General features: G+C 58.8%; 17 protein-coding genes and 1 tRNA gene. 14 read left to right on the top strand and 4 right to left on the bottom strand.

Features of this window, described 5'->3' with window-relative positions; genetic code table 11:
* Positions 1–36: 36 nt before the first annotated feature.
* The 3 genes from ROI90_RS15430 to ROI90_RS15420 all read right to left on the bottom strand — a co-directional run bounded on the left by ROI90_RS15430 (position 37) and on the right by ROI90_RS15420 (position 1,843).
* Positions 37–726, bottom strand: a complete 690-nt coding sequence (locus tag ROI90_RS15430; protein WP_315999252.1) for a phosphatase PAP2 family protein — start codon at positions 724–726, stop codon at positions 37–39.
* Between the two features lie 186 nt (positions 727–912).
* Positions 913–994, bottom strand: a tRNA-Leu gene (locus tag ROI90_RS15425).
* A 132-nt stretch (positions 995–1,126) separates the two neighbouring features.
* Entirely contained in the window at positions 1,127–1,843 is a 717-nt protein-coding gene (locus ROI90_RS15420) for a phosphatase PAP2 family protein (protein ID WP_315999251.1), read from the bottom strand.
* 109 nt (positions 1,844–1,952) lie between these two features.
* Here ROI90_RS15420 and ROI90_RS15415 point away from each other — a divergent pair, with 109 nt between their 5' ends.
* Complete coding sequence (locus tag ROI90_RS15415) at positions 1,953–2,600, top strand: class I SAM-dependent methyltransferase (RefSeq protein WP_315999250.1); 648 nt, start codon at positions 1,953–1,955, stop codon at positions 2,598–2,600.
* A gap of 132 nt (positions 2,601–2,732) precedes the next feature.
* Positions 2,733–4,574 carry a M61 family metallopeptidase gene (locus ROI90_RS15410; RefSeq protein ID WP_315999249.1) on the top strand — a complete coding sequence of 614 codons (1,842 nt, stop codon included), beginning with the start codon at positions 2,733–2,735 and terminating at the stop codon, positions 4,572–4,574.
* Between the two features lie 194 nt (positions 4,575–4,768).
* On the opposite strand, the gene ROI90_RS15405 is transcribed toward ROI90_RS15410, so the two are convergent.
* On the bottom strand, positions 4,769–5,929 hold the full coding sequence (locus ROI90_RS15405; RefSeq protein ID WP_315999248.1) for a glucose-1-phosphate adenylyltransferase family protein: 1,161 nt from the start codon (positions 5,927–5,929) through the stop codon (positions 4,769–4,771).
* A gap of 272 nt (positions 5,930–6,201) precedes the next feature.
* Here ROI90_RS15405 and ROI90_RS15400 point away from each other — a divergent pair, with 272 nt between their 5' ends.
* The 12 genes from ROI90_RS15400 (at position 6,202) to ROI90_RS15345 (ending at position 18,919) form a co-directional block, all read left to right on the top strand.
* Positions 6,202–6,783 (top strand): hypothetical protein, encoded by a 582-nt coding sequence (locus ROI90_RS15400; protein WP_315999247.1) that lies wholly within the window; start codon positions 6,202–6,204, stop codon positions 6,781–6,783.
* Positions 6,784–6,890: 107 nt separating this feature from the next.
* Positions 6,891–7,907: an MBL fold metallo-hydrolase gene (locus tag ROI90_RS15395; protein WP_315999246.1), complete on the top strand. Its 1,017-nt coding sequence runs from the start codon at positions 6,891–6,893 to the stop codon at positions 7,905–7,907.
* 375 nt (positions 7,908–8,282) lie between these two features.
* Positions 8,283–9,296, top strand: a complete 1,014-nt coding sequence (locus ROI90_RS15390) for an ABC transporter transmembrane domain-containing protein (RefSeq protein ID WP_315999245.1) — start codon at positions 8,283–8,285, stop codon at positions 9,294–9,296.
* Complete coding sequence (locus ROI90_RS15385; RefSeq protein ID WP_315999244.1) at positions 9,289–10,665, top strand: HlyD family secretion protein; 1,377 nt, start codon at positions 9,289–9,291, stop codon at positions 10,663–10,665. Before ROI90_RS15390 ends, ROI90_RS15385 begins: the two co-directional genes overlap by 8 nt.
* A gap of 8 nt (positions 10,666–10,673) precedes the next feature.
* Positions 10,674–12,236, top strand: coding sequence for a TolC family protein (locus tag ROI90_RS15380; protein WP_315999243.1), 1,563 nt, complete (start codon positions 10,674–10,676; stop codon positions 12,234–12,236).
* A 139-nt stretch (positions 12,237–12,375) separates the two neighbouring features.
* Positions 12,376–13,857, top strand: coding sequence for a sodium:solute symporter (locus tag ROI90_RS15375; RefSeq protein WP_315999242.1), 1,482 nt, complete (start codon positions 12,376–12,378; stop codon positions 13,855–13,857).
* 195 nt (positions 13,858–14,052) lie between these two features.
* On the top strand, positions 14,053–14,538 hold the full coding sequence (locus ROI90_RS15370) for an energy transducer TonB (RefSeq protein WP_315999241.1): 486 nt from the start codon (positions 14,053–14,055) through the stop codon (positions 14,536–14,538).
* Positions 14,539–14,671: 133 nt separating this feature from the next.
* Positions 14,672–16,480 carry an ABC transporter ATP-binding protein gene (locus ROI90_RS15365; protein WP_315999240.1) on the top strand — a complete coding sequence of 603 codons (1,809 nt, stop codon included), beginning with the start codon at positions 14,672–14,674 and terminating at the stop codon, positions 16,478–16,480.
* Positions 16,481–16,590: 110 nt separating this feature from the next.
* Positions 16,591–17,157: a hypothetical protein gene (locus ROI90_RS15360; protein WP_315999239.1), complete on the top strand. Its 567-nt coding sequence runs from the start codon at positions 16,591–16,593 to the stop codon at positions 17,155–17,157.
* A gap of 1 nt (position 17,158) precedes the next feature.
* Entirely contained in the window at positions 17,159–17,803 is a 645-nt protein-coding gene (locus ROI90_RS15355; RefSeq protein ID WP_315999238.1) for a hypothetical protein, read from the top strand.
* Positions 17,793–18,386, top strand: coding sequence for a hypothetical protein (locus ROI90_RS15350; protein WP_315999237.1), 594 nt, complete (start codon positions 17,793–17,795; stop codon positions 18,384–18,386). Before ROI90_RS15355 ends, ROI90_RS15350 begins: the two co-directional genes overlap by 11 nt.
* On the top strand, positions 18,386–18,919 hold the full coding sequence (locus tag ROI90_RS15345; RefSeq protein WP_315999236.1) for a hypothetical protein: 534 nt from the start codon (positions 18,386–18,388) through the stop codon (positions 18,917–18,919). Before ROI90_RS15350 ends, ROI90_RS15345 begins: the two co-directional genes overlap by 1 nt.
* The last annotated feature ends 76 nt before the right edge of the window (positions 18,920–18,995 follow it).

Raw genomic sequence — 18,995 nt, 5'->3', positions numbered from 1 at the left:
AAGAATGGGGGCGTTTAGCATCTGAATAGTTCAGTGTTAAACGCCCCCATTCTTACTTCCTAACTGCCTCTCCTTCCGCCACCAGAACCGGAGTCCTGAGCGAAGCAGAATCAGCCAGAACAGGCCGCTGGCGAAACCGGCCGCTACATCGGTGGCGTAGTGTACGTGCAGGTACACGCGGGTCAGGCCGATGAGCAGGGCAAACAGCACCAGTAGAGCCGCCCAGGCCGGGTGGCGCCGGTGCCGCCACAGCATCCAGGCTAAGCAGCCATAGAGGGCCAGCCCAATCATGGCGTGGCCGCTGGGAAAGCTCAGGCCCGGCTGAAATAGCAGCGCCGAGCTGGGACGCAGGCGGTGGAAGTGCGTTTTCAGAACTTGGTTGAGCAGCGCTGCACCGGCCACGGCCAAAAATACCTCCAGGGCTTCCCTTCGATGTCCGCGCCTTTTCAGCACCAACGGAATACCGCCTCCCGCCAGCACCAGCCAAGGTAAAGACGCAAAAAAAGTGAGGGCCCGTACAGGGCCCGTTAGGCCGGGCCAGGCGGCCCGAAGCGCATCCATCTGCCGGAAAGCCCAGGTATCAAACTGCACCGAGTGCTCCACGAACACCACTCGCACCAGGAAGAAGAAAAACAGCGCAGCCCCGATAAACACCCCACCCACCACCGCTACTTCCGCAGTAAGCAGGCTGAACAGGGCAAGCAGGCGGGCTAGTAGTTTCTTCATGCACTCACATATTAACCCTGATTGAGCCGATTGTGCAGGTTTTTACGTGCAAGCCTGCGGATACAGCCGGATCTGACTGTAGTGGTACGCCAGGGTTTGCGTTTATCGGCGGTTGAAACAGTGCTACGTGCTTGACCGGTAAAATCTGTAATAAAAAAAGCCGACCCATTTCTGGGTCGGCTTTTGTGCGCTCGGAGAGACTCGAACTCTCACACCGTTAGGAACTGCCGCCTGAAGACAGCGCGTCTACCAATTTCGCCACAAGCGCAGCACTTTTTTATCAGCTGACCTCCGGGTGAGTGTCATTTGATGCTGCAAAGATAGGCCGATTTTTCAACGTCTGTCAAGTTTCGGGGCAAAAAAACTGGTAAAATATTTTTCTAAAAAGAGTGATTTCACGCTATATGGGCTGTTTTTCAGCGGATTGCAGTTGATTTTTAAATCGTTTTTTCGCCTGCATTTCTAAGCGTTTCAGTACTGGAATGGCTACTACCAGCCAAGCCAGTCCCGCCGCGAAGCCCGCCAGCACATCGGTGGCGTAGTGCACCCGTAGGTATACCCGCGTCAGGCCAATGAGCAAAATCAGGAGCGCCAAGGCCCCACTAAGGCCGTACCGCCAGGCTGGGCGGCGCACGTGCGTCCAGACAAGGTAAATGAGCAGCCCGTAGAAGGAAGCCGAAATCATGGCGTGGCCACTGGGAAAGCTCAGGCCGGAAGCGGAAGTAAGCGGCAGCAGTGGCCGGGGCCGCTGATAAAACTGCTTTAACACCAGATTCAGGGTGATGCTGCCCAGAGCCACCACTGGCACTAGCAAGGAATACCAGCGGTGGCGCTTCAGGAGCAGAAACCAATTGATGAGCAGGCACCCAGCCCCGGTGATAAAGTTGCGGGAGGCGAAGAACGTAACGGTTTCCACCCAGCTCTGCCGGCTGGGGCCCAGCAAACGGCGCGTCCAGCGGAAAGCCTCCGCATCAAACGTGGCCGCGTCTTGGTCGAACACCTCCCGGCCCAGAGCCAGAAACAAGACCACGCCCAGCGTACCCAGGGCCAGGGTAATGGCAAACTCCGTCAGAAAAAGCGTAAACCCGGCCAGTAGCCGCTGCAATGTGCCCCTCATGCTATCTGATACGGATTGAGTGTGGAGGAAGGTACGCGAATAATACGCCCAAGATGACAGTACCTTCGTTGATCTGTCTCTGCTTCCCCTTTGTTCTCACTAGCTCCCAATGCTTCTGCCCGATTCTGGTTTTGATGCGGTAGCGGCGTTTTACGATGCCCTGGCCCGGCTGGTATACGGCCCGGCCCTGCAGCGGGCTCAGCAGGCGGCCCTGGATGCGGGGCTCCCCCCAGGGCCGGTACGGGTACTGGTGATTGGGGGTGGTACTGGCTGGGTACTGGGCGAGATTTTGCGGCGGCGGCCCGAGGCACGTATTCTGTACCTGGAAGCTTCTCCGCATATGCTGGCCCGCAGCCAGGCTTGGCTGCAGCAGCATGCTCCTCACCAGGCCCGGCAGGTAGTATTTCGGCTGGGCACAGAAGCCGCTCTGCAACCCCAGGAGGAGTTTGACGCGGTGCTGACGTTCTTTTTCCTGGATTTATTCGCCCCAAACCGACTACGTAGCATCGTGGAGCGGCTGTATTCGGTGCTGGTGCCTGATGGTAGGTGGTTGCTGGCTGATTTTGGGCCGCCCAGCCGTTGGTGGCACCGGGTGCTGCTCTGGCTGATGTACCAATTTTTTGGCTTCAGCGCCGGTATCAGCGCCCGGCAACGGCCGCCCATGGAGGCAGAGCTGCGCCGCCTGAACCTGCAAGCCCAAGCTGCCGGACAGTTTTTTGGCCATATGGTGCAGGCCAGTGTGTGGCGAAATCAGTAACAGGCCGCCGGATAGGCGTCAGAAACCGTGCTCAGCCTTCTTACCGGGCACTCCCCAATTCATTCCGAGAAACTAGCAACGGAAACCCGTAGGTTCGTGTCTGTATCCGTCTTTCTCTCTTTTCTTCCCCTTATGATAGTGCGCAAAACTGCCGCCCTGTTGCTGCTGGCCCTCCCCCTCGGGCTCAGCCAGTCGGCTCTGGCCCAAGCCCCGATACAGTATGAGTTGGCCTTTCCCAACGCCGTTCACCACGAAGCCCGCGTTACGGTCACGTTTCGGGAAGTGCCGGCTGGGCCGTTGCAGGTCCGCATGGCGCGCTCTTCGCCGGGCCGCTACGCCTTGCACGAGTTTGCCAAGAATGTGTATGACGTGCAGGCTACTGATGCCCAGGGCAAGCCTTTAGCCGTAACCAAGCCCGACCCCTACGGCTGGACGGTGGCCGGCCACAGCGGCACGGTGGTGTTTACCTACACCTTATTCGGCGACCGGACCGATGGCACTTACGCCGGCATCGACCAGCGCCACGCTCACCTGAACGCGCCAGCTACCTTCGCCTACGCCCAAGGTCTGGAGCAGCGGCCGGCCGCCGTGAAGTTTCAGCTACCCGAAGGCTGGACCGTGGCCTCGCAGTTGAAACCCGAAGCTGGCGGTACCTGGACGGCCCCCAACCTGCAGTACCTCATGGATTCGCCTACCTCGCTGGGGCCGCAGCAAACCCGCACCTGGCAGGAACAGGGCCGCACTATTGAATTGCAGGTGCTCCACGATGGTGCGCCGGCCGAGTTGGACGCGTACACGGCCAATACCAAGAAAGTGGTGAAGGAAGCCGCCGCCATTTTCGGGGGCTTGCCGGAGTACGATTTTGGCCGCTACACCTTCATTGCCAACTACCTGCCCCAAACCAGCGGCGACGGGATGGAGCACCGCAACTCCACCAGCCTCACCAGCAACCGCCCCCTGCGCGGCCCGGGAGCCACGGACAACCTGGGTACGGTGGCCCACGAGTTTTTCCATAGCTGGAACGTGGAGCGCCTGCGCCCCCAGGACCTGGAGCCGTTTGATTTTCAGCGGGCTAACATGAGCAGCAATTTGTGGTTTGCTGAGGGATTTACGCAGTACTACGGCCAGTTGCTGATGCGCCGGGCCGGCATTCAGACCGATGACCAGTATTGCCAGCAAGCCCTGAGCGGCGTGGTAGATGCCATGCTAACCATGCCGGGCCCGAAGCGGTACTCACCGGTGTACATGAGCCAGCAGGCCCCGTTTGTGGATGCGGCGGCGGCCATCGACCCTAACAACCGCTCGAACACTTACCTAAGCTACTACTACATTGGCGCGGCCAACGCCCTGGCCCTGGATCTGGAGCTGCGCCAGCGCTTCAAAACCGACCTTGATACCTACATGCGGGCCCTCTGGAAGGAGCACGGCCCCCAACAGAACTACGCCCCCGCCAAGCCCTACACCCTGCGCGACCTGCAACAGGTGCTGGGCCAGGTAACCAAGGACACTACATTTGCCGGGCAGTTTTTCCGCCAGCACATTACCGGCCACGAGCTGCCTAACTACGAGGAGCTACTGGCCCCGGCCGGACTGCTGGTGCGCCCGGCCCGCGCCGGCCAAGCTACGCTGGCCGCCCGCCTGCAGTTCAACCCCGACAGTACGGCTACCCTGGGCACTACCCTGCTGAACAGCCCGCTCTACCAGGCCGGCCTCGACCGGGAAGATGTGGTGCTGAAAGTAGACGGCCGCAAACCCACCAACGCCAAGGAAATGCAGGCCCTGCTAGCGGCCCACAAGCCCGGCGATGTGCTGCCCTTGGAGTACCGCTCCCGGGGCCAAGTGCGTACAGCCTCGGTAACGCTGCAGCAGGATAATACGCTGGAAGTAGTTACCTACGAGCAGGCCAAGCGCCCCGTAACCAAGGCCCAGAAGAAGTTCCGGGCCGACTGGCTGAATGGCAAGGCTAAAGGGTAATTTATCAGCTATACACTTTGCAGCTTGCCGCATAACAAAGTCCCCAACAGCCTAGGTTGTTGGGGCTTTTTGTTAAGTAGTCCGCAGAATTAAGTTACCAGCCGCTCATTTTGAGCGAAGCCGGGAAATAGTGGCCTGTTAATCTGGTAAAGGGGCTCGGGCTACACTCGGGTTGGCCTTGGCATGCTCGTAAGTCAGACATCCTCAGCTTTATCACCCAGCACTTTCACCTGCTCTCCCCACCACTTGCGGTTTTCTTCCACCTGGTAGCCAGCATCGACTATCACCCGGCGTAGGTGCACTCCCGCCTTTATGTGGCTGCCGCCTAGTAGCACGCACTCTTCCAGCACGGCTCCGGCCTCCACCGTCACATCGGGCCCTAGCACACTGCGGCGCACGGTACCGGCTACGCGGCAGCCAGGCGCAATCAGGCTATCCTCCACTAGGCTACCGGCTTGCACCAGGGATGGCGGCCGGGGCAGCACTAGGGTGTACAGGGGCCAATCGGGTTGGGCCAGGGCTACGCCCTGATTATCGAGTAGGTCCATGTGGGCTTGCCAGTAGGCTTGCGGAATGCCCACGTCGCGCCAGTAGCCCTGGAAGGGAAAGGAGTACGCCTGCCCTTCCTCCACCAACGTCGGCAGCAGGTAGTCCCCGAAATCCTTCAGGTTGGTGTGCTGCTCGGCTAGTTGCGTAAGTGTCCGGTCCAGAGCTGGCATATCGTACAGGAACACCTCGGTGGTAATGATATCCGATACGGCCTTGGCGGGTTTGTAGGCAAAGCGCCGCACGCGGCCGGTGCGAGTGAGTACTACGTTGCCGAAGCGGGTGGCCTCATCCTGGGGTGGCACGGCAGTGGTTACCATCGTTACGTGGGCCCGACGACGCAGGTGCTCGGCCAGCACCAACCCAAAATCGAGGGTGTACAGGTGGTCGGCCGACAGTACCAGCAACACATCGGGGGCAAATTGCCGGATCAGGGGCAGCTGCTGGTACAAGGCATCGGCGTTGCCGCCGGCAAATCCGCCCCCCTCCGGCCCGGTTACCGGGGGTAGCACGCGCATGCCCCCGTAGGTACGGTCAAGGTCCCAGGGCCGGCCCCCGCCCAGGTGGTCGTTGAGCGTGTGCAGTTCGTAAGATTCCAGCACCCACACATCGGTCAACCCCGAATTCACGCAGTTAGACAAGGCAAAGTCGATGAGCCGGTAGGTGCCCGCAATAGGCAGTACGGGCTTAGCCCGGCGCTGAGTGAGCAGGCCCATGCGGGAGCCTTTACCACCGGCCAGCACCAATACCAGCACTTTCTGGCCGAGTAAGCGCGTGCCGCGCGCCTGATTGAGGACGGGAGTTTGCATGCAGAAGCGTAACCATTGGGCGAGAACAGCCTCCCCCCGTTTTCATACGCAGCCCGCCAGACAAATGCCGGAAAGTACTGGTTTGTGCCAGCCCGCAAGTTGCGCCAGCCATTTCCTTTGCCATTTGGCTGGTTTATATCGAGCACTGTACTGGCAGAGCGCAACCTACCTGCGCAAACCTGGTTCTTATGCGAGCAAGTGCACGCGTTAGCCTTGGTTTGCGTTAGTATCTTCGCTGTCCATCCGTACCACTGCCCGGCAGTACCATCTGTATGCTTTCACGCTTTTTATGTTGCGGGGCCCTGGCCTTTTTGCTGACGGCGGCTTCGGCCCAGGCCCAAACTACCGAGCCGGTTGCGGCCCCGGCACGGCTGGGGTTGCGGCCCCAGTACAGCCTGCAGGCCGGCGCTACGTTTGCCGGCCGCTACGGCTCGGCCACTTACCTAAGCCCTACGGTTTCGGTGCCGGTTACGCAGCGGTTTTCGGTATTTGGGGGGGTTACCTACCTGCGCACCATGCCGGGCCTGGCTTACGCGCCGTTTGGCGAAGCCGGCCGCCCACTGCCCCAGGGCACTAACCATTACCTTGTGCAGGGCGGCGGCCAGTACGCCCTTTCGCCCCGGGTTGTGCTTACGGGCTCCGCCTGGAAAGACCTCTCGCCTACTGCCGGCCCGCTGGTGAGCCCATATGCTGGTTTTGGCGGTAATATGGGTACGGGCGTAAACCTGCGCGCCGACTACCACATCACCGAAAACTTCTCGGTTTCGGGTGGCGTGCGGGTGAGCAATGGTGCTACGGCGTACCCGGGCGGCTACTCTCCCCTGTTTGGGCCAGGCGCACCGCTGGGTTATTAATGTACTGCCGCTCCGGCCGGCCTGGGCCGCCCGAACCTGGTTCGGGCGGCCCGTTCGTTTTTGGCGTTTCTTTGGGCTGATTTTCCCTCTTTCCTGTTTGCCTGCTTATGGCTGCCGCCCCACATTTTGCGCATAATCCGCAACTGCCCATCATCAAGCCCAACTACCCCGGCAATAAGATGGTTGGGCGCGAGTACTGCAATGGCGAAGAGCTGTACGAACCCAACTTCGGCACAGTACTCAAGTGGCAACTCAGCAAAAATCCGCAAAAGGAAGAAAAGAAGGCTGATACCTGGGTACCCGAGGTGGTAGACTGCACGACATTTCTGGAAAGTCAGGAAGATGGCTTGGTATGGCTGGGCCATGCCTGCTTTCTGCTGCGCGTAGCCGGTAAGCTGCTCATCTTCGACCCAGTGCTACTTAGCTCCCTGGGCCTGCGCCGCCGCCACGCCCTGCCCTGCCAGCTGGCCCAGCTCCGTGGCCTCGATTACCTACTGCTCAGCCACGGCCACCGCGACCATCTGGACGCGAAATCGGTGCAGGTGCTGAGCCAGCAGAACCCCAACTTGCGCGCGTTTGGGCCGCTGGGAATGGCGGGTTTGCTGCGTGGTATGGCTCCTAGTGTGCCAGTACAGGAGGCCGGCTGGTGGCAGCAGTTTGATTTGGGCCCGGAGGTGCCGTTTGAGCTATTTTACCTGCCGGCTTCCCACTGGCACCGCCGGGGCCTGCTAGACCTGAATACCGTGCTGTGGGGCTCCTTTCTGCTGCGCCTGCCCGATGGCCGCACCCTCTACTTCGCCGGCGACACGGCCATGGCGGGGCATTTTGAGGAAATTGAGCGGCAGTTTGGGCCCCTGGATACCGTGCTCATGCCCATTGGGGCCTACAAGCCCCCCTACATGATGCAGCTGAGCCACGTAAACCCCCACGAGGCAGCCAAGGGGGTAAATCTGCTGCGGGCAGGCCACATCGTGCCCATGCACTACGGCACCTTCGACCTTTCCGATGAGCCTGCCTCCGAGCCAATTCGGGAGTTGCAGCTGGTAGCCAACGGCGGAATGCTGCGCGGGGAGCTGCATGTGCCGGCCGTGGGCGAAGTACTGCGCTGGCAGGATTGGGAGTAACTCTCTGAAGTCCACAGGCATGAAGGCATTGTACTGGAAGCTGAGCAAGGTGCACCTCACCTCGGCTGGCAAAATACTACCCCTTAGTTCGTTTCTGATGAGCATAGTACAACACGTACCCATAAGGGGGAAGTGGCATTAAATCAATTTAATACCATTTTAACTATAATTAAATCCTACTGCCATAACCTCGAGCGTACTTTTGCGGTTGGAAAGTGAAGTGGGCTTGAAAGCAGACGGCTGAAGTACATAGCTACCCGTTGGCTTTCCACGTATTGCTGCTTCCCTGTCCTCTAGCTCATCAGTTGCTAGCCGGGACTTCTGACTCCCGGCTGGTAGTTTGCCCACCGTTGCTCTTGTTATTTGTTTGCCCGCATGGCCTCCAAAACCCTGAATTTACCACCGCCTACCCCATGGCAGCGCCTTACCCGCATGCTCGACACTGAGCGGCGCTCCATTCGTTACATTTTTTACTACGCCATTGTTACGGGCCTCATTGGCCTCACCCTGCCGCTGGGTACGCAGGCAGTATTCAACCTGGTATCTACCGGTGCCATTTTCAGCTCTTCCTACATCCTGATTGGGGTGGTAGTGCTGGGCGTACTGCTGGGTGGTCTGCTGCTGGTAGGGCAGCTCACGATGGTGGAAGTTATTGAGCAGCGGCTGTTTGCCAAGGCCGCCATTGAGTTTGCCTACCGCCTGCCCCGCATTGAGCCCAAGGCCCTGGAGGGCGAAAACCCACCGGAGCTGGTGAACCGGTTTTTTGACATTCTGACGGTGCAAAAGGGCCTTACCAAGCTGCTGATTGACTTGATGTTTGCCGGCTTCCAGATTCTGTTTGCCGTTATCGTTCTGTCCTTCTACCACCCCATTTTTATCGGTTTCGGGCTGCTTACCCTGCTTATGCTGGCGCTGATTTATGTGCTCAACTACCGCCGGGCCCTGCGTACCAGCCTGGAGGAATCATCCTACAAGTACAAAACTGCAAGCTGGCTGGAGCAGATAGCCAGTGACCTGCCCCGGTTCCGCCATAACGAGGCGGAGCAACGGCACGCCCTGGCCCGCACCGACGAGCTGACGGCCGAGTACCTGAAAGCTCGCAACGGCCACTTCCGGGTGCTGAAATCCTACTTTGGCTGGGCCATAGCCCTGCGCACTGTGCTCACGGCGGGCCTGCTGATTGCCGGTACGCTGTTTGTGGTATCGAGGCAGATGACGCTGGGCCAGTTTGTGGCTGCCGAGGTGCTGATTGTGCAGATCAGCGGCTCCATTGAGAAGCTGATGACCGGCGTAAGCACCATTTTCGACATGCTGACCGGCGTGGAAAAGCTGGCCGTGGTAACGGACCTACCGATAGAGGAGCATACAACTGAACAACCCCATGCTTAACCTATCTAACCAAGACATAGACGATACCGTGTGGGATGAGGAGCTGAAACTTTCCCACCGGGAGCTGCTGGACCCCAAAGGCGGCCGCCGCCTGGGCCGGGTGCTGCTCATAGTAGGCGTGGTGTTTCTGATTATCCTGTTTTTGCCCTGGCGCCAAACTATTGAGGGTACTGGCTCACTCACCACCCTGCGGCCCCAGGACCGGCCCCAAACCGTACAAAACCAAATTGCGGGCCGTATTGAGCACTGGAATGTGCGGGAAGGCCAACTGGTGAAGCGTGGAGACACCATCCTGACCATTTCTGAAATCAAGGACGAGTACTTCGACCCCAACCTGCCGGCCCGCCTAAACGAGCAGCTGGCCGCCAAACGCGGCACCGTGGGGGCCTACGATGCCAAAGTAGTTGCCACTGACCAGCAAATCAATGCCCTGCGCCTGACGCTGGATGTGCAGCTTTCGGCGGCGCGCAACCGCATTACCCAGGCCCGCAACACGGTTTCCATCGACAGTGCCGACCTGGTGGCCGTTACCAACTTCTACCAGATTGCCCGCTCCCGCCTGGCGCGCTACGAGGACGGCTACAAAAACGGCCTGTTCTCCCTCACCGATATTGAAACCCGCCGCCTGAAGCTGCAGGAGGATTTGGCCAAGGTAGTGGCCCAGCGCAACAAGCTGCGCAATTCTCAGCAGTCGTTAGCCAACGCCCAAATTGAGCTGGCTAACCTGCGGGCCAAGTACGAGCAGGACGTGGCTAAAGCCCTTTCTGACCGCAGCTCGGCCGTATCCAGCAAGGTTTCCTCGGAAGGTGAAGTGGCTTCTTTGCGCAATAAGATTGCCAACGTGGATGTGCGCCGGGGCCTGTACGTGGTGCGTGCCCCCCAGAGCGGCTACGTAGTGCGCACGCTCAAAGCGGGCATCGGTGAAACCATTAAGGAAGGAGAATCCATTGCCACCTTGCAGCCCGACGCGCCGCTGCTGGCCGCCGAGCTGTACGTACGCGCCATGGACGTGCCCCTTATTCAGCGCGGGCGGCAGGTACGGCTGCAGTTTGACGGCTGGCCCGCCATCCAGTTCTCGGGGTGGCCCTCCGTGGCCGTGGGCACGTTTGGCGGCACCGTTACGGTAATTGATGTAGTAAGCAGCACCAATGGAAAGTACCGCCTGCTGGTGCGCCCCGACCGCCACCACGAGCGGGACAACCCCTGGCCGGCGCAGCTGCGCCTGGGCTCGGGGGTATACGGCTGGGTTATTCTGGACTCGGTGCCGGTATGGTACGAAATCTGGCGGCAGCTTAACGGTTTCCCGCCTACCCTGAAGGCGCCTACCGCTGAGGCTCCCATTAAGGAAACTGCTACCAAGGATAAGTAACAGTGACGATGCTGTTCCCGCGTGTGTTTCGGCGCCTGGTCGCCGCATTACTGCCTGATTGGGCAGTAAGCCGCCCGGCTGTGCTGGTGCTGGGCAGTCTGTTGTGCAGTTCTCTTGCCCAAGCCCAGGACCTGCGCCTGCCCACCCAGAAACCAGGCCTGGAGGCGGCCCCTCTGCAAACCCGCCAACTGGCCCAAGACCGCCCCCCGACGGATACGGCGCGGGTATTTTCGCTGCAGGACCTGGCCGACTTGGTGTATGCAAACCACCCGGTAGTCAAGCAAGCCGCCCTACTCAGCGACGACGCCCGCTCCCAGGTGCAGCAGGCCCGGGGCGGCTTCGACCCCAAGCTGGGCTCCGGTTTCGACCGCAAAATATTTGGCGGCACTGATTACTATAACAATTGGGCCAATGAGCTGAAAGTCCCCATCTGGCCCGGCGGCATCGACCTGAAAGTGGGCTACGACCGCATGGTGGGTACCTACGTGAACCCCGAGTACCGCACCCCGCAAAAGGGTTTGGCGGTGGCCGGGCTGTCGGTGCCGCTGGGTCAGGGGCTGCTGATTGATGAGCGCCGCAGTACCCTGCGCCAGGCCCGCATTCTGGTGGATGCGGCCGAGGCCGAGCGGGTCAAGCAAATCAACGAAGTGTGGCTGCAGGCGGCTCAGGATTATTGGAACTGGTACTACACCTACCAGCAGATGCTGCTGATTCAGGAGGGCATTGCGCTGGCCGAAACCCGGTTCCGGGGCACCAGCCGCCGTGCCCAGCTCGGCGACCAGGCTCCCATCGACTCGGTAGAAGCCCAGATTACGGTGCAGGACCGCCAGGTGCAGTTTGAACAGCTGGGCGTGGAGCTGCAAAACGCCCGCCTGCTGCTTTCCAACCACCTCTGGAACAAGGATGGCCAGCCGGTAGAGCTACCCGCTTATGCCGTACCGCAAACTCCGCCCCTCACCCCACTCGATTCGGCCGGTTACGAGCAGCTGCTGGACTTTGCCACCAACCGCCACCCTACTCTGCTCAAGCTCGATGCGAAAATTCGGCAGCTGGGCGTGGAGGAGCGGTACCGGCGCGAGCTGCTCAAGCCCACCATCAACGTGAGCGGCTACCTGCTCAGCCGCGGCGACTTTTACCGCCCGGAAGTGCCCGCTTACTACGACTTCGGCCGGGACAACTACAAAGTGGGCGTGGACTTCGCCTTTCCGCTGTTTTTGCGCAAGGAGCGGGGCAAGCTCTGGCAAACCCGCCTCAAAGTGCAGGATGCCAGCCTGGAGCAGCAGAACAGCCGCCGCGTGATTACCAACCAGGTGGGCGCCAAGTACAACACGCTCAAGGCCTACGAGCGGCAGCTGGCCGTGCAGGCCCAGGCCATTGCCAATCAGCGCATCTTGCTGGCAGCCGAGTCGCAGAAGTTTGAGCTGGGTGAAAGCACGATTTTCCTCATCAATGCCCGCGAAACCAAGCTCATCGACCTGCGTCTGAAGCAGGAAAGCATGCGCGCCAGCTACGAGAAGGCGCTGGCCGAGCTCTACTACTACGCCGGCACCCGCACCCTGCGCGCCGAGTAGTTGCCTGCGCTGTTAGCTTTTGGCTATTAGCTGTTAGCTTTGACGTTCTGTTGCACTGTTCAACGCATGGCAGGAGGAGTTCACTCTCCTCCATGCGAAAAGCTAACAGCCAGCAGCTAACAGCCAATAGCGTAAGTACATGTCGCCCACCCTCGTTCTGAGCCTGATTGCGGGCTATTTCGTCGTCCTCATCATCATTGCCTACCTCACTTCGCGGAAGGCCACGAGTGAGTCGTTCTTCATAGCCAACCGCAACGCGCCCTGGTACATGGTGGCCTTTGCCATGATTGGGACTTCGCTGTCGGGCGTCACGTTCATTTCCATTCCCGGCATGGTGGCTTCGCAAAGCTGGAGCTACATGGCCGTGGTGCTGGGCTACATTGTGGGCTATTTGGTCATTGGCACCGTGCTGATGCCGCTCTACTACCGCCTGCGGCTGGTGAGCATTTACACCTACCTGGAGCAGCGGTTCGGGTTCTGGAGCTACAAAACCGGGGCGCTGTTTTTCCTGATTTCGAGGGCCGTGGGCGCGGCGTTCCGGCTGTTTCTGGTGGCGGGTGTGCTGCAATTCGCTGTGTTTGATGGGCTGGGTGTGCCGTTTGCCGTGACGGTCACGGTCAGCATCTTTCTGATTTACCTCTACACCTTTAAGGGCGGCCTCAAAACCATCCTCTGGACCGATACTTTCCAGACGATGGCCATGCTGGTATGCGTGGCGGTGAGCATTTACCTGATGGCCGACGAGCTGAACCTGGGCTTTGCCGGGCTGGTGAAAACGGTGAAGGAAAGCACCATGTCGCAGATCTATTTCTCCGACCCCAAGGACGACAAGTTCTTCTGGAAGCAGTTCGCCTCGGGTGCCTTCATCACCATCGTCATGACCGGCCTCGACCAAGACATGATGCAGAAAAACCTGAGCTGCCGCAGCCTCCCCGATGCCCAGAAAAACATGTTCTGGTTTACGCTGGCCATTGTGGTGGTGAACGTGTTCTTCCTCTCGCTGGGCGTACTGCTCTATAAGTTTGCCGCCGCTAAGGGCATTGCCCTACCCATGAACCCAACCACCGGCAAAGTCATCGGCGACAATGTATTTCCGTTGCTGGCTACCAACCACTTCAGCTTGTTTGCGGGCATTGTGTTCATCCTGGGCATCATTGCCGTTACCTACGCCTCCGCCGACTCGGCCCTCACGGCCCTGACCACCTCCTTCTGCGTGGATATGCTGGACATCAAGCAGTACGATGAGGCCAAGCAGAAGCAGCTGCGCCAAGCCACGCACTTCGGGTTCAGCATCGTACTGATTATCATCATTCTGATCTTCCGGGCCATCAACGACCAGAGCGTGATTACCTCGGTGTTTAAGGCGGCGGGCTACACCTACGGGCCGCTGCTGGGGCTGTTTTCTTTCGGCATCTTCACCGGCCGGGGCCTCAATGATAAGCTGGTGCTGCCCGTGTGCGTGGTGGCCCCGCTGCTCACCTGGTTTATTAACTCCAACTCCAAGGCCTGGTGGGGCTACGAGTTCGGCTTCGAGATTCTGATGCTCAACGGCCTGATTACCTTCCTGGGTCTGCTGGCCATTTCGCGCCCCCGCAACCTGGAATTGAACCCCGTTGCGTAGCCGTTGTTAAGGGAGGCGTACCTTTGTAGTAGAGCAAGCCTGGAAGAACGTCATGCTGAGCGTAGCCAAAGGCGGAGTCGAAGCATCTCTACCTCTGACTAATTAATTAGCATTGCGCCGAAGCGGTAGAGATGCTTCGACAAGCTCAGCATGACGGGCTTTTTCGCTCCTTCCCCTATCAACCCTGCCAACCCTATGAAACATCTGTTCTTCATGCTCGGGCTCGTAGCTTTAACCGCTGGAGCGGCACAGGCCCAGCAAGCCCCGGCTCCGGCCCCGAAGCAGCCCGTGGAGCTGCAACCGGGCCGCATGCAGGCCCAGGCCCGCCCCGCCCCCAACCGCCCCGATGCGCCGCCCCAGTTTCCGGGTGGAGTGCAGGGCCTGAGCACGTTTTTTCAGCAGAACCTAAAGTATCCGGAAGCGGCCAGCGTCAAGCAAATCAGCGGCAACGTGGTGATGACCTTTACGGTGGAAGCCGACGGCCACCTCACCAACCCCTCGGTGGTGCAACCCCTCAGCCCCGAGTGCGACACGGAGGCGCTGCGGGTGCTGGGCCAGATGCCGGCCTGGAAGCCGGCCACCCGTAAGGGCCAGCCCGTTGCCACCCAGGTGCGCCTCCCCATCCCCTTCGGCAACTCCGAAGGCCTGAAGGTGGAGCAGGGCAAGAATAAATTTGAATAGTGAATTGAGACCCGAGACGGTTAGAAATAAGAAGTGAGACAAGATTCCGGCGTCAAGAAATGGGCACCGGAACCTTGTCTCATTTCTCACTTCTAAACGCTCACTTCTAAAAGAAATGGCAGCCAGAAGCGGAATGAATACCAGTGGCCAGGCGGGGCCTGATGCCCCCAAGGTCAAGCTTACCAAAGAGAGTTTTCAGCAAGGCCTGCGGATTTTCCGTTTCACGCTGCCCTACCGCGCCAAATTCATCGTGGGCACGGTGCTGCTTACGTTGTCCAGCGCCAGCACCATGGCCTTCCCCTGGCTGATTGGCAAGCTGGCCGACGCCGCCAGCGGCAACCCGGTGGTGCTGCCCAACGGCACGGCCGTTTCCATCAACCAGATTGCCCTGGGCTTTGGGGTGCTGATTCTGTTGCAGGGTTTGTTTTCGTTCGGGCGCATCTGGTTTTTCACGCAGGTAAGCGAGTTTACCGTGCGCGACATCCGGCAGGCGCTCTACCGCAAGTTCGTGAAGCTGCCCATTCCCTACTTCGAGAAAAACCGCGTGGGTGCCATCACCTCGCGCATCACCTCCGACGTGGGCATCATTCAGGATTCCTTCTCCCTGACCCTGGCCGAACTGTTCCGGCAGGTGACAACCCTGCTGGCAGGTATCGTGTTCATTATGATAGTATCGGTGAAGCTGTCGTTGTTTATGCTGCTAACGTTTCCGCCGATTGTAGTACTGGCCATGGTGTTTGGCAAGAAAATCCGGGTACTGGCCAAAACCACCCAGGATGAGCTGGCCAAAACCAACGTCATTGTGGAGGAAACCCTGCAAGGCATCAACACGGTAAAAGCCTTCACCAACGAGCAGTTTGAAACCCAGCGCTATACTGCCTCGCTCACCAATACCGTGCGGGCGGCCCTGAAAAGCAACCTGTACCGCGGCGGCTTCGTGTCGTTCGTTATTATTGGCCTGTTTGGGGGCATCGTGCTGGTACTGTGGCGCGCCGCCACGCTGGTGCAGGCCGGCCAGATGACAATTGGCGACCTGACGCAATTCGCCTTGTACACCATGTTCATCGGGGCTTCGGTTGCGGGTCTGGGTGAGCTGTACGGCAAGGTGCAAAGCACGCTGGGCGCTTCGGAGCGGATTCTGGAAATACTGGACGAGCCCACTGAGCCCACCCACCAGCCCGGCGCACAGCCCATCCACCTGCGGGGCGATATTGCCTACGAACACGTGCAGTTCCAGTACCCCACCCGCCCTGACCTGACGGTACTCCAAGACATCAGCTTCTCCATCCGGGCCGGCGAGAAGATTGCGCTGGTGGGCCCCTCGGGAGCCGGCAAATCCACGATTGTGCAATTGCTAATGCAGTTCTATGAGCTGAGCGGCGGCGCAATTCTGGTAGACGGCCGCCCTATCGGCCAATACGACCTCACCGAGCTACGCCAGCATATCGGCATTGTGCCCCAGGAAACCATTCTGTTCGGGGGCTCTATCCGCGAAAACATTGCCTACGGCAAAACCGACGCTACCGACGAGGAAATTATTCAGGCGGCGCGCAAGGCCAATGCCTGGCAGTTCATCCAGTCCTTCCCCGAGGGGCTGGATACGCTGGTGGGCGAGCGGGGCATCAAGCTTTCGGGCGGGCAGCGCCAGCGCATTGCCATTGCCCGCGCCATCCTGAAAAATCCCGCCATTCTGCTCCTCGACGAAGCCACCTCCGCCCTCGACTCGGAAAGCGAGAAGCTGGTGCAGCAGGCCATGGACGAGCTGATGCAGAACCGCACCAGCATCATCATCGCCCACCGCCTGAGCACCATCCGCAAAGTCGACAAGATTCTGGTCATCGACGGCGGCCGCATCGTGGAGCAAGGCTCTCACGAAGAACTCAACAACGCCGAAAATGGCCTCTACGCCAACCTGCTGAAACTACAGTTCGAGCTGACGTAAGGCCCGGATTTATCGGATTGCACGGATTAACTGAAACGGGCGGCGCGGTGGCGTTGCCCGTTTTTTATTTGACATTTTCTATCTTATCTACTTATTCTATTCTTTCTCCTATGCCTGCCTTAGCGTACCCACGTCGCCTCAGTCTTCAGCCTTTATACGGCATGCCAGCACTGGCCAGCGTGGCTTTGCTTCTCACGGCCCTGCTATTGATGGTTGCGCCACCACGTTTTTCCAATCAGCCGCGTATCCAGCTTCCAGTTATGAAATACACGCCATTCACCTGCCAACTAATGGAGAGTCCGATTACAACTATTTACCTGACTGAGCAAGGACGTTTTTACATGGAAGAAGGTGATTCGTTAACTCACATACAACTAATGCGGCACCTGACAGCAGGTTACGCCTTGCCCACAGTGCTCGGGCAGAATACTATTAACCTGAACCATTTCCGGCAGCCCGGCCTAGACCTGAAATTCCTGCCCCGCTGGCTACAGGCACATAAGCAGGTAATCATGCGTAACCCGTATTACTATCCAGAATACAATCCGGTTTACCACACCAATTTCATCTTGGAAGCTGATCAATGTACCCCGGCTTTCCGCATTAGGGAGTTAATGAACCAGTTGCAGGAACACGGAATTCGTCATGTAAGCCTGGCATATAGTTACCCCCGATAAAATGGCCATCCGGTATCACTATGCCCGCCTATCACGCATCGAGCTGCTACGGCCGGAGTTGGGGCTGTGGGGCGGCGTTATGTTGCTGCTAAGCACACTGTTCATGTCCTCGGCCAAGTTCTCGGCTGACTTACCCATTGTGCGCTTACCCAGTAGTATGGAACGATGCAGCAGGGGCATATCTGAAGTTCAGCTTATTCTCTCACTGGATATGCATAGGCGGTTATCTATGCACGCCAGCACAAGCGAGTTACAGACTAAAGCCATTGAACTGTTAGCGCAAAACTATGGCCTGCAATTTTCAAGCGAGCAACGTCAGCAGTTGCAGCAGCTACCGTATCTGGGCTCCGATGTTCGACAATTACCGGTTTGGCTGGCCACCTCAGGCTGGCAGCGAAAAAAACTATCCAGCGGTATTCCGTATTCTGCCCCAAATGACCAATTAACAGCATTACTACAAGTTGCCAATCGAGCCGGCTACGCTATTCATGGCCACCCAGCCATTGTATGTTTACGACTGGATGCCCGGCTGCCGGCCTCGGTTGTCATGCCTTTTCTACATCAAATTCAGCAGCAAGGCGTTAACAGGTTTGTTTTAGTTGCTGAAGCAGAACAAGTGCGCTACGCTCCTGCAAGTGGTTATTAATCTCCCCGCCACCCCGCCCACCTTCCCGGAGTACCAGCTGATTCACCGGACGCAGGAGCGGCAACGGATTTTGGGTAATGCAACCCCAGCCCCGGCTGCCAAAAGCGTACTTCGCCATGCAGTCGAATGGTTAGGCTGTGTGGTGCTGGTGATTCTGCTGCTAAAACTCCTGATTTCGGATTTCAACTGGCCCGAATGGTGGGGCTGGCTTCTATCCGGCAAACCGCTCATTGCCATTGCAGTATTTTGGGGCGTTACACTTTTCGCTAACGCAGTAGGCGCATTGCGGAGGCGCCGACAGTATTACTGCGCTTTTCGGGAGCAAGCATCTTCCCAGCCGCTAAGTATCAATATTGAGTCTGTTGGCATAACGGTGCAATGGCCTCAGGATTGGCAATTTTTGCCCTGGCACTCCCTCACCCGCGTGCAGCAGGTAGGCGACTGGCTGCTGCTCTACCCCGGCCCCAATTTCGCCTATTACCTGGATTTGCGGCAGGTGCCGGAGCCTTACACTTCCGTAGATGTGCTGGCCCTGATTGGCAAAAGGGAAGAAAGCGGCCCAGCGGCTACCTTCGCCTCCTGATGAAACCAACCCCCATTACCCTGTCTGCTACAAGTCTGACTACTGACGATTACGTGGCCTTAAACTTTCGGCTGTGGCAGTTGCAGCCAGCTACGCGCGGTATCAAGTGGCGACTTGGCCTGTTGATACTTCTACTAAGCCTGAGCGTAGGGCTTGACGTTTTGCAGAACGGCCGGCTGGAACACGTCTTCGTAGTTATTTTCTTAGGTGTGCTGGTGGTCTGTGCGTTTTCCTTACCTCTCCTGACCCGTTACCAGTTGCGCCGGGGCTACGCCCGCAACCCGATGCCCGCACCAAGCATTTCTTACCTGCTAACCGATACGGAAGTTATTCAGCAGAGCCCGTTAGGCACTTTTCCGGTGCAATGGCCAAAGATTCAGCGGGCCATGTGGGTAGGGCATAATTGGCTGTTGCTTTACCCTAATGAGTTAGGCTCTTACTACCTGGATATGCGCCGCCTGCAACCGCCCGCCACGCCCGCCGAGGTGGCCGCTCTGCTCACCCGCCACAACATTGCGCAACAGCAGCTCTAGCCGCAACCCACCGGGCAACTGCCCGTCTGTACGCCGGTAGGTTGCACCGCTTACCCGGGCAGATTTGCCTACTTTC

Origin of the sequence: Hymenobacter endophyticus (assembly GCF_032464715.1) — a bacterium.
Lineage (GTDB): Bacteria > Bacteroidota > Bacteroidia > Cytophagales > Hymenobacteraceae > Hymenobacter > Hymenobacter endophyticus.
This window is presented reverse-complemented; position numbering and strand designations above follow the sequence as displayed.

What these genes read in the sequence shown, in the direction of transcription:
- ROI90_RS15430 (WP_315999252.1), bottom strand. Translation starts at nt 726, where the DNA reads ATGAAGAAACTACTAGCCCGCCTGCTTGCCCTGTTCAGCCTGCTTACT.
- ROI90_RS15420 (WP_315999251.1), bottom strand. Translation starts at nt 1,843, where the DNA reads ATGAGGGGCACATTGCAGCGGCTACTGGCCGGGTTTACGCTTTTTCTG.
- ROI90_RS15415 (WP_315999250.1), top strand. Translation starts at nt 1,953, where the DNA reads ATGCTTCTGCCCGATTCTGGTTTTGATGCGGTAGCGGCGTTTTACGAT.
- ROI90_RS15410 (WP_315999249.1), top strand. Translation starts at nt 2,733, where the DNA reads ATGATAGTGCGCAAAACTGCCGCCCTGTTGCTGCTGGCCCTCCCCCTC.
- ROI90_RS15405 (WP_315999248.1), bottom strand. Translation starts at nt 5,929, where the DNA reads ATGCAAACTCCCGTCCTCAATCAGGCGCGCGGCACGCGCTTACTCGGC.
- ROI90_RS15400 (WP_315999247.1), top strand. Translation starts at nt 6,202, where the DNA reads ATGCTTTCACGCTTTTTATGTTGCGGGGCCCTGGCCTTTTTGCTGACG.
- ROI90_RS15395 (WP_315999246.1), top strand. Translation starts at nt 6,891, where the DNA reads ATGGCTGCCGCCCCACATTTTGCGCATAATCCGCAACTGCCCATCATC.
- ROI90_RS15390 (WP_315999245.1), top strand. Translation starts at nt 8,283, where the DNA reads ATGGCCTCCAAAACCCTGAATTTACCACCGCCTACCCCATGGCAGCGC.
- ROI90_RS15385 (WP_315999244.1), top strand. Translation starts at nt 9,289, where the DNA reads ATGCTTAACCTATCTAACCAAGACATAGACGATACCGTGTGGGATGAG.
- ROI90_RS15380 (WP_315999243.1), top strand. Translation starts at nt 10,674, where the DNA reads ATGCTGTTCCCGCGTGTGTTTCGGCGCCTGGTCGCCGCATTACTGCCT.
- ROI90_RS15375 (WP_315999242.1), top strand. Translation starts at nt 12,376, where the DNA reads ATGTCGCCCACCCTCGTTCTGAGCCTGATTGCGGGCTATTTCGTCGTC.
- ROI90_RS15370 (WP_315999241.1), top strand. Translation starts at nt 14,053, where the DNA reads ATGAAACATCTGTTCTTCATGCTCGGGCTCGTAGCTTTAACCGCTGGA.
- ROI90_RS15365 (WP_315999240.1), top strand. Translation starts at nt 14,672, where the DNA reads ATGAATACCAGTGGCCAGGCGGGGCCTGATGCCCCCAAGGTCAAGCTT.
- ROI90_RS15360 (WP_315999239.1), top strand. Translation starts at nt 16,591, where the DNA reads ATGCCTGCCTTAGCGTACCCACGTCGCCTCAGTCTTCAGCCTTTATAC.
- ROI90_RS15355 (WP_315999238.1), top strand. Translation starts at nt 17,159, where the DNA reads ATGGCCATCCGGTATCACTATGCCCGCCTATCACGCATCGAGCTGCTA.
- ROI90_RS15345 (WP_315999236.1), top strand. Translation starts at nt 18,386, where the DNA reads ATGAAACCAACCCCCATTACCCTGTCTGCTACAAGTCTGACTACTGAC.